This is a genomic window from Selenomonas sp. ND2010 (genome assembly GCF_000702005.1).
GTDB lineage: Bacteria > Bacillota > Negativicutes > Selenomonadales > Selenomonadaceae > Selenomonas_A.
The window spans coordinates 51,381-60,200 of record NZ_JNKI01000018.1 but is presented as its reverse complement, the minus strand read 5'-3'; the positions used below and the strand labels follow the sequence as shown (position 1 = coordinate 60,200).

Here is an 8,820-nt window from a genome sequence, read left to right as displayed (position 1 = left end):
AGGAAAATACTACATCAGTATTCTTGTAGAGTATGAAAACCAAATACTCCCCATAATACCGAAGAACTTTCTTGGGCTGGACTTTGCTATGCACGGTTTGTATGTTGCTTCCGATGAGGATGATGCAGACTATCCAAATTTCTTGAAGAAAGCCGAGAAAAGATTAGCCAAGGCACAAAGAAAACTTTCTAAGCGGCAAGAGGGAAGTCATAACAGAGACAAACAAAGGTTGCGTGTAGCTAAGTTACATGAAAAAATTGCCAACCAACGCCACGACTTCCTTCACCAAAAAGCCCGCTACTTGGTAGACCGCTATGATGCCATAGGCATAGAAGATATTAGTGTCAAAGCTATGGCGAAACATAAGAAAGGCGGAAAATTCAGCTTTGGTAAATCTGTAGCCGACAATGGCTGGAACATGTTCACAAATATACTGGAGTACAAGCTTGCATGGCAGGGCAAACAACTTATAAAGATAGACAAGTGGTATCCAAGCAGTCAATTATGCCATATTTGTGGCTACCAAAATGACGAAACTAAAAACTTGTCTGTAAGAGAATGGGATTGTCCCGCTTGTGGCAGTCATCATAACCGCGATAAAAACGCTGCAATAAATATTCGAAAAGAAGCTAGACGAATATCTGCCTAACTAATCTCGTAAAATACCGTGGGGCGCACGGGAATCTACGCCTGTGGAAAGAGTGTAAGTCGCTGCAACTCTTCGGAGTCAGTGGTGCTGTTCTCGTGGAAGCAGGAAGCTCCCGCCTCTATAGGCGGGGGTACGTTCACTCAGAATACTTTTCCGGCCAGGAACCAGATGCGCTGTTTACTTCGGAATCGCATCCGCGAATTCCTGCCATAAATATGTTCGTTTCGAAACTTTTTTGTAACCCTGGTTACATCTTCGCCGCCCGTTTCCCGCTACACTATACCCATAGAGAAAAGCAAAAGGAGCGATTACGATGTATCTGGAAATTCTAAAAGACCACCATGAAGGAATCTACAAACTGCTTGATACCATAACTGGTGCTAAGACGGAAACGAAGGCGATAAGTCAGGCCGACGATATCTCTCGGGCGCTCTCCCGTCTCGCCGGACTTATCTCCATCCATTTGGCGGCCGAGGATAAATTCCTCTATCCGAACCTAGCCAAAAGCGAGGTGCCAAAAATCCGCGAGACCGCTACGACCTTTGACCAGGAGATGGGCCATTTAGCTGATACCTTTACCAGCTACAAGGAAGCCTTTATGACCCCGACGAAAATCAAAAACAATCCCGCAGGCTTCCTGCAGGAGACCCACCGTGTTATCGGCGCGCTGATTGAGCGCCTGCAGCGCGAGGATCAGGAGCTCTATCCCCTGGTAGAAGAATAATCCCCTAAGTCAAGAACCAAAAAGGCAGTGAAAACGTGCGGGCGTTTTCACTGCCTTTTTTCGAATCATTTCTGCATCAGCACAGCGAGCATCTGGGAAGCTGCCATATTCGCGGCCAGCTCATCCCCTACGGTATTTCCCGTAAGCGGCGGCGCCGAATGCTCCACTCGCGTACTGACTATCGCTGGATTCTCCTGCGGATTAGCCGCATGGGTCTTGCTCTGCGATACGATTCGATTTCCCGCATAGACGGTAACCAGCACCGAACCATCCGACATGACCTGCGTTACGGTTGTGGTATCTTCCCCATTACTTTCCCCAGTATCGGAGATTCCACCACCAGTTTCCAACTGACGCAGCATCTTGGCAAACATATCCTTCGCCGCTTCCGTCTTTTCCCTGCTATTCCTGTCGTGTTTCATCCCTGACCAAGCCGTTATTCCTTGCACAGCATCAATAGCCATACATCCACCTCCAGCTTCTTCATCAAAAACACTTTCTATAGTATATATCGGTGAATATTCGAAAAACTTAATCGATTCAGAGCAAAATATTTGGAAAATCAGCGCGCGATTTCCTTGGCAAAAATTTCCTGTTCCAGGAATCTGGCCCACCCATCCGCATCATTCGCTAAGGTAATATCCGTTGCAATCGCCTTGATTTTCTCCGGCGAATTTCCCATGGCGACACTGCGGCCTGTGAGCTCTAACATCTCAATATCGTTATAATTATCCCCCAAGGACAACGCCTGCTCGGCAGTGAATCCAAAATGTTTCAGCATCACTTCGATGCCGCTGGCCTTAGATACCGTTGCATCCATAATCTCGAGCAGGAACGCTGCCGACCGCACCACATGAAACATCGGGAACCGGGCAGAAAGCTCCCGTTCCGCCCGCTCGCAAAGTTCTGGCTCCGCCATCAGCAGAATTTTATGCGGGACTTCCCCAACGGCCAGGCGTTCCTCGAAACTGGTTTTTTGTGGTTGTGCCGAGGTAATACGGACTTCCGTCTGAACGCGCTCGTTTTCCACCGCTTTGACATACCAATGGTGTCCTGCATAATAGTTGACCACTGCCTCTGGATATTCGCTTTCCAGTACCGTCAACAGCCGGGCCGTATCGGCTCCCGCCATCGTTATGCTCCCCAGTTCTTCCCCCGTTTCCGTGAGCGCTAACGCGCCACTGTAGCTGATGATGGGAATCTTGATGCCAATCCCATCGGTCAAGGGATAGATAGCCTCCGGCATCCGGGCCGAAACCAGCACGAGCGGAATCCCCTCCGCCAGAAGTTTCTGCGCCGCCATTGCCGTGGCCGGACTCACCTTGCTCTCGGGGGTCAAAAAGGTTCCATCGATATCCGAAAATACAATTTTTACCATAAATACAGCCTCCATCGTCCTTTTACTTGTAAGTATAAATGATTATTTACGAAGGAACAATTGATATCTGTCACATCTTGACCGCATGGACAAAATATATCGTTAATGGCAATGTTTTATTGTGTGATAATATATTTTGCAAAAGACATTAAAATCATGTTATAATCTTAAAAAAATGAAGGAGGTCCTTATGACTTTAAAAAAACTGAAATCTAATCTCGTTGCCTGCTGCTTTGGTGCAGCTATCACCCTTACTGGACTTCACTTGATGCAGCCCAGTGTTGCAAGTGCTGATCCTTGGATTGACTTGGGCTATGGCAAATACCAGGCTACCTGGTCGGTTGACCGCGGTTCCCTGATGGCCAGCGGCCGCATCCCAAATACGGTACTGCGCATCCATGCTGTACTTGCTGACGATTACGCAGAATTTGAGGAGCGTGACTATCGCTTCACCCAGCAGGATGGAACTTGGAAATATATGTGGACGGGTTATACGGGCAAACATGCCTACATCTCGTCCGGTTCAAACTGGCAGAGAGTTTCCGGCGACCGCCTGGCGAACGATATTCTCTACATCGCTACGCATCATTAATCGATACACCGATAAAAGAAACGGGACCATGTGTTTTTCTCATGGTCCCGTTTTGTTGCACGTGAAACAATTATTCTTTTATGCTTTTGCTCCCGTCGAATACATAGCGATTTTTTCCGGATTGTCGTTGATACTCCAGACGCCACAGGGGCAGACCCCCGCGCAGATTCCGCAGCCGATACAGCGGTTCGGGTCAGATACGTACTCCCAGCTGCCATCTTCCTTCTGAATACGGGTGATGGCTTTTTCTGGGCAGGATTCCAGACACATCTTGCAGTCACGGCAGGTACCGCAGCTGACACAACGCGTATGGTCATCGACCGGATCCCCGAGCAGGCAGTGATGGCACTTATCAAAGTATGCTTTCGACAGGCGCTCGGCAGGGATCTGCTGCTTCTCAGGGAAGTCCGCAGTCTCTTGGCCCATGACATACTGATCGACATACCAGGCTGCTTTGCGGCCACTGCCGATAGCATCGGTCAGACGGCCCGGTTTGATCGTATCACCGGCGGTGAATACGCCTTTGGCAATGCTCTGGTCTTTCTTGGGTACCAGCCAGCTCTTGCGGAAGAACTCGATTCCCTCGTCTTCCGGCAGGAAGTCAAGCTCCGGTTCCTCACCGATGCTGACGATTACCTGATCGGCCGGGATGAAGCGGCCATCGTTGCCATAGACGCCCTCCGGCGTGATTTTATTCGTAAAGAACGGCCAGACGAGCTTGCCGCCGAGATTTTCGATGTACTCGATTTCATCAGCAAAAGCTGCCGGTTTCTGCACATCGACAGCTACGACCGTCTCCGCGCCCATTTCATAAGCGCCACGGCAGGTATCCATACCGGAGTTACCCGCACCGATTACCACGACATGCTTGCCCGTTGCCGGTTTTTCGCCGCGATTGATCGCCTTGAGGTACTCCAGCCCCATCGTGAGGTGTTCTGCTCCTTCCCACGGGAAGAAGCGGGATTTCGTGCCGCCCGTAGCGACAACAACGGCATCGTTTTCCTGGCGCAGGGCCGCGAATTTTTCTTTATCGACTTTGCAGGCCGTGACAAATTCGACGCCGACGCTCTGAATGCGTTTGAGTTCTGCCTCGAGAAGCTCATGCGCCAGACGGCCGCGCGGGATTACCTGCTCGAGCTTACCACCGATGTGGTCCGCATCATCATAGACCGTAACGCTATGGCCTTTGCGCGCAAGCTGCCAAGCCGTCGAGAGACCGGCCACACCACCACCGATGACGGCAATCTTTTTGCCCGTCTTTACTTTCGGCGGCTCCACCTTCAAGAAGGCGGAACGATAGCCGAGGTCACCGATCTGGATGGGCTCATCAATCGTACCGCGCGTACAGTGATCCATGCAGGGGTTCGGGCAGACCGAACCACAAACCGAACCGGGGAACGGCGTGTACTGCAATTCCAGCTGGAACGCCTCATCGAGCTTGCCCTGACGAATCAGGTCATAGCGGCGCTGCGTCGGGATGCCCGTCGGGCAGTTGAATTCGCACGGTGCGGCGAATTTCGCATTATCCCAGCTCGGCACACGCAGACGGTAAAGCCCCGTGGAAAGCGTATTATGAACGGCAAAATCATCATGAGCGACATCACTGAAGATACCGCCCTTCACCCAGTCATTCAGACGGAATGCCTTGAGGTCATGCGTCTTTTTGCCCTTTTTCTCAGCAGCCGTCAGCGGACGAAGTTTCTTCCACTGGCTCCAATCCGACAATTCCTCGCGCAAATCTTCGCGTTCGATATGCTGCAGGAATTCATCCATACCGCCATCGAGGAAGGCAATATCGTCCTCATCCAGATCCAGATATTTGATATCTGCCGGATAGGTATCGATGGTACCACGTACGTAGACGACACCACCGACCATGCCGACGCAGGCACGCTCACCGAGTACCGAGGCGAACTGCGCGCTGTCATAGCCACAGACGATGGCCCGGCCGCCGCCCATGAACTCGAACGAGAATGACCCAACATTCTTGAGAATCCAGAGCTCCGGCTCCTCATAGAGCGGGTCGTGTTTCATCAGCGAGCCCGTACGCGTACCGCCACGGCCACCGATGAAAATCTTACCCCCGGAAGAACAGTGACCAGCCGTATCGCCGGCATCGCCTTTAACCGTAATCGTACCACCGGAGTTCAGCCAGCCGACATCGGCCGATACGGAACCCTCCGCGATAATCTCCGTGCCTGGCAGGCACATGGAGCCGAGACGCTGACCGGCATTCGTGACATGGAAGTGCAGCGTCTTGCCTTCCGGATGCCATAACGGACCGCCGATATCATGTTGGCCGGAAGCCGCAATCTCGAACTCGGTCTCGCCCTGCTTTACCGCATCGCCGATAGCGAGCAGCAGGTCTTGAGTGGACATGCGTTCATGTCCCTGCATAGTTTCTATCTTGAACATAAGTTATTGCCTCCTGTTACGCCATCGTTAGCATACATACTGGATGCCGAGTTTCTCGGCCACAGCTTTATCCGTCGATACCAGTGCATCACTGCGGCCAATCGGCAGCGAGCTGTTGCCGATCGGTGCCATGAGTTTCTTGAGCTCGGCATCGAAGGCCAGTACATAATCGACGATTTTCTGTGCGCCGCGATCGATATCGAGGCGTTTGACGAGGCGCGGGTCCTGCGAGCAGATACCCATCGGGCATTTACCCGTGTTGCACGAATTGCAGCGTCCCTGCTCGTTGCCTACGCAGCCCAGGAGCTGAATGAGCACCTTGCCGACAAATACGCCGTTGGCGCCCAGGCACATCATCTTGAAGGCATCGGCGGCCGCATTCCCGGTCATGCCGATACCACCACCGCCGTAAAGCGGAATCTGTCCCTGCAGGCCCTGTTTGACGGCTGCGTTGTAGCAGTCACGAATCTTGGAGACAACCGGATGGCCCGTGTGGTCAAGCGAAACCTCATTGGCGGCACCCGTACCACCCTGAATGCCATCCAGGAAGAAACCGCCGCAGATTTTGTACGGGTCACGCAGCAGGTTGTTGTATACGGATACCGAAGTGGCCGAAGCGGCACACTTGATGCCGACCGGAACGCGGAACCCAAAGGCGGCATTCATGGAAAGATGCATTTTCTGGACCGATTCCTCGATGGAATAGAGGCCCTGATGGTTTGGCGGCGAAGCCAGCGTTGCTTTCGGAACGCCACGGATCGCCTGGACATGTTCCGCTACCTTTGCCTCCGGCAGCAGACCACCGTCACCCGGTTTTGCCCCCTGACCGATCTTGATGAGGATACCCGCCGGGTCCGTAACCATATGCGGCATTGCTTTGATGATGCGGTTCCAGCCAAAGTGACCAGACGCAATCTGTATAATGAAGTATTTGAGATACTCCGACTCCAATAGTTTTACTGGCATACCGCCCTCACCAGAACTCATGCGTACCGGCAGGCCGCATTTCTCGTTGAGGTAGCCCACAGCCAGTGCCACGGCTTCCCAAGCACGGGTCGACAGGGCACCGATGGACATATCCGAGAAAATCAGCGGGTAAATCCAATCGACCGGCGGCGTATGGCTTGCCTGAACGAGCTTGCCATCCTTGAGCTCAAACGGGAGCTCTTTGGCGGAAAGCACGCGGCCAAACGGCGAACGGATATCGAAGGTATGGCGGGCCGCATCGAGCGACGGGTCCGTCATCTGGGAAATACGGCCAACGACAATACTGTCAAGCGTACGCTGGGCATTGAGGTTCGTGCGGCCACCGCGTTTGATGGGGCCATTGTCTTTTGCCAGCAGCGTGCGGCGGCTGTCCGGATTGCGAACCGGACGAATGGCGTTGTTCGGGCAGATTTTCTCGCACATGCCACAGCCCCGGCAGAAATCCGTCAGGCTTGCCACCTGTTTGATGATGGGGCGCGCGACATGCGTATGCTTCGGTTCGGGCTGACTCCCCTCCGAAATCGTCAAAGACTGGCTCTGCGTAACCACTTTGATGGCCTTGAACGAGCAGCCGGCCACGCAGCTGCCGCACATCGTACAGCGGTCAGCATGATATTCGATTTTCCATGGCAGGTCGTTTACTGCCACGTCCTGAGTTTTTACTGCTTCCATCTCTGTACCTCCAGCTCATCGTTGATTACTATGATTTCCCGTTCATTCGGGTAAATGTCCTTCGTCTGGTCACGGTCCGGCATGATTTCATTGATGCCGCAAACCTCCGAAGAGATTGCCAGCATATCATCCGTGCGGCCGATGACAACGGGGCGCAGTTTCTTGGAGTCGCAGCAGGTAATCATGCGGTTGTCCGGCAGCACCCCAATGACAGTATTCGGTCCGTTAATCTCCAGATTCGCCAGCGACTGACGAATTGCCGTAAGGACCTCTTTATCCTCCCGCTGTTCGATTTCCTCGAACGGCAGCGGGGTAATGACATGCTTATAATAGGTAAGCGGCCATTTGAGCTCGTGATGTACATAATGAAGCGTATTGAGGAAACACTGGGAATCGGACTCAAAACCGATATAGCCACGATGCAGCGATTTCTGGAATTCCTTATTTTTCGTATAGAAGGTATTCTCACCATTCGCACAGAGCGTGTAGCCCTGCAGGAAGAACGGATGCGCTGCATAGCGCACGATGTCGTAGTTGGTATTCTGACGGCACTGCGCTACGATCGACTTCGCAGCCAGGCAGCCATTGTCATCCCAAAGGTGGAAATACGTAGCAATATCGCGCGGATCGCCGATTTCCTTCAAGGTCAATACATCCGGCCAAAACGAATAGACGAAGCCTTCGCCTGCCTCTTCGAGCAGTTTCCTGAGTGCCAGACGGGTATCGAGCAGCAGGTCTTCCTTCTGCTCCTTGGTCATCTTCTCAGCATCCTCCGGATAATCGTAGTTACGGAAAATGTAGTATGGCATTGCCTGAATATCAAGCCCCGGACGTTTATCCGGAATAGGAATCCATTCTGCCAGCTGTACGAAGTTGTGCGCATCCATGTATTCCTCTACAAGCTGCGCACCGCGCTGCGTGCAGGCCAGGGATAACAGCGGCTTATCCTTATAATTGGAAAAGATGCCGTACAGGTCCTGCATGACCATGGCAAATCCGGAGTTATCATGCCCTTCCTGCTGCGGAAGCATCAAACGCAGCGCCTTGGATGGCTGAATGGGTACTTTGCTCTTGATTGAACCAATTCTACACATATCCGTCTCTCCTTTGAGATTGTCCTTTGTATATAATACATTGTCTCTATACAATACATTTCGACTGTAATGTAACTCCTATTATAGGAAGAGTGTAAACCATTGTCAATATGCATATTCAAGCATAATATTCTGAAAAATATCGTATTTTCCTTGATTTTACGCCATCCCAGCCAAAAACAGTGATTATATTTATACATTATTGCATAAATATGTATGTATACAGTTTACAGTTTTATCATTTGTTATACTTATTCCGCCAATAAAAAAGCCCTATGCAGTTGTTTGCATAGAGCTTCTACTTATTAT

The 8,820-nt window shown here is 51.7% G+C and carries 8 protein-coding genes; 3 read left to right on the top strand and 5 right to left on the bottom strand.

Annotation, left to right across the window (positions count from 1 at the left end; translation table 11 throughout):
* Together T504_RS0108245 and T504_RS0108240 are read left to right on the top strand one after the other, a co-directional pair.
* On the top strand, positions 1-649 hold a 649-nt coding region (locus T504_RS0108245), incomplete at its 5' end, for an RNA-guided endonuclease TnpB family protein (RefSeq protein WP_033170596.1).
* Between the two features lie 313 nt (positions 650-962).
* Positions 963-1,373, top strand: a complete 411-nt coding sequence (locus tag T504_RS0108240) for a hemerythrin domain-containing protein (protein ID WP_033170595.1) — start codon at positions 963-965, stop codon at positions 1,371-1,373.
* Between the two features lie 65 nt (positions 1,374-1,438).
* Here T504_RS0108240 and T504_RS13870 read toward each other — a convergent pair whose 3' ends face one another.
* Positions 1,439-1,837, bottom strand: coding sequence for a hypothetical protein (locus T504_RS13870; protein WP_051635275.1), 399 nt, complete (start codon positions 1,835-1,837; stop codon positions 1,439-1,441).
* A 98-nt stretch (positions 1,838-1,935) separates the two neighbouring features.
* Positions 1,936-2,751 carry a Cof-type HAD-IIB family hydrolase gene (locus tag T504_RS0108230; protein ID WP_033170594.1) on the bottom strand — a complete coding sequence of 272 codons (816 nt, stop codon included), beginning with the start codon at positions 2,749-2,751 and terminating at the stop codon, positions 1,936-1,938.
* 190 nt (positions 2,752-2,941) lie between these two features.
* On the opposite strand from T504_RS0108230, the gene T504_RS0108225 reads away from it, so the two are divergent.
* Positions 2,942-3,343 (top strand): hypothetical protein, encoded by a 402-nt coding sequence (locus tag T504_RS0108225; protein ID WP_033170593.1) that lies wholly within the window; start codon positions 2,942-2,944, stop codon positions 3,341-3,343.
* Between the two features lie 78 nt (positions 3,344-3,421).
* On the opposite strand, the gene T504_RS0108220 is transcribed toward T504_RS0108225, so the two are convergent.
* Genes T504_RS0108220 through T504_RS0108210 form a run of 3 tightly spaced genes read right to left on the bottom strand, consistent with a single transcriptional unit; the run spans position 3,422 to position 8,511 of the window.
* Complete coding sequence (locus T504_RS0108220; RefSeq protein WP_033170592.1) at positions 3,422-5,758, bottom strand: FAD-dependent oxidoreductase; 2,337 nt, start codon at positions 5,756-5,758, stop codon at positions 3,422-3,424.
* A 27-nt stretch (positions 5,759-5,785) separates the two neighbouring features.
* Positions 5,786-7,417 (bottom strand): glutamate synthase-related protein, encoded by a 1,632-nt coding sequence (locus T504_RS0108215; protein ID WP_033170591.1) that lies wholly within the window; start codon positions 7,415-7,417, stop codon positions 5,786-5,788.
* Positions 7,405-8,511: a class II glutamine amidotransferase gene (locus tag T504_RS0108210; RefSeq protein WP_033170590.1), complete on the bottom strand. Its 1,107-nt coding sequence runs from the start codon at positions 8,509-8,511 to the stop codon at positions 7,405-7,407. Before T504_RS0108210 ends, T504_RS0108215 begins: the two co-directional genes overlap by 13 nt.
* Between the last annotated feature and the right edge of the window lie 309 nt (positions 8,512-8,820).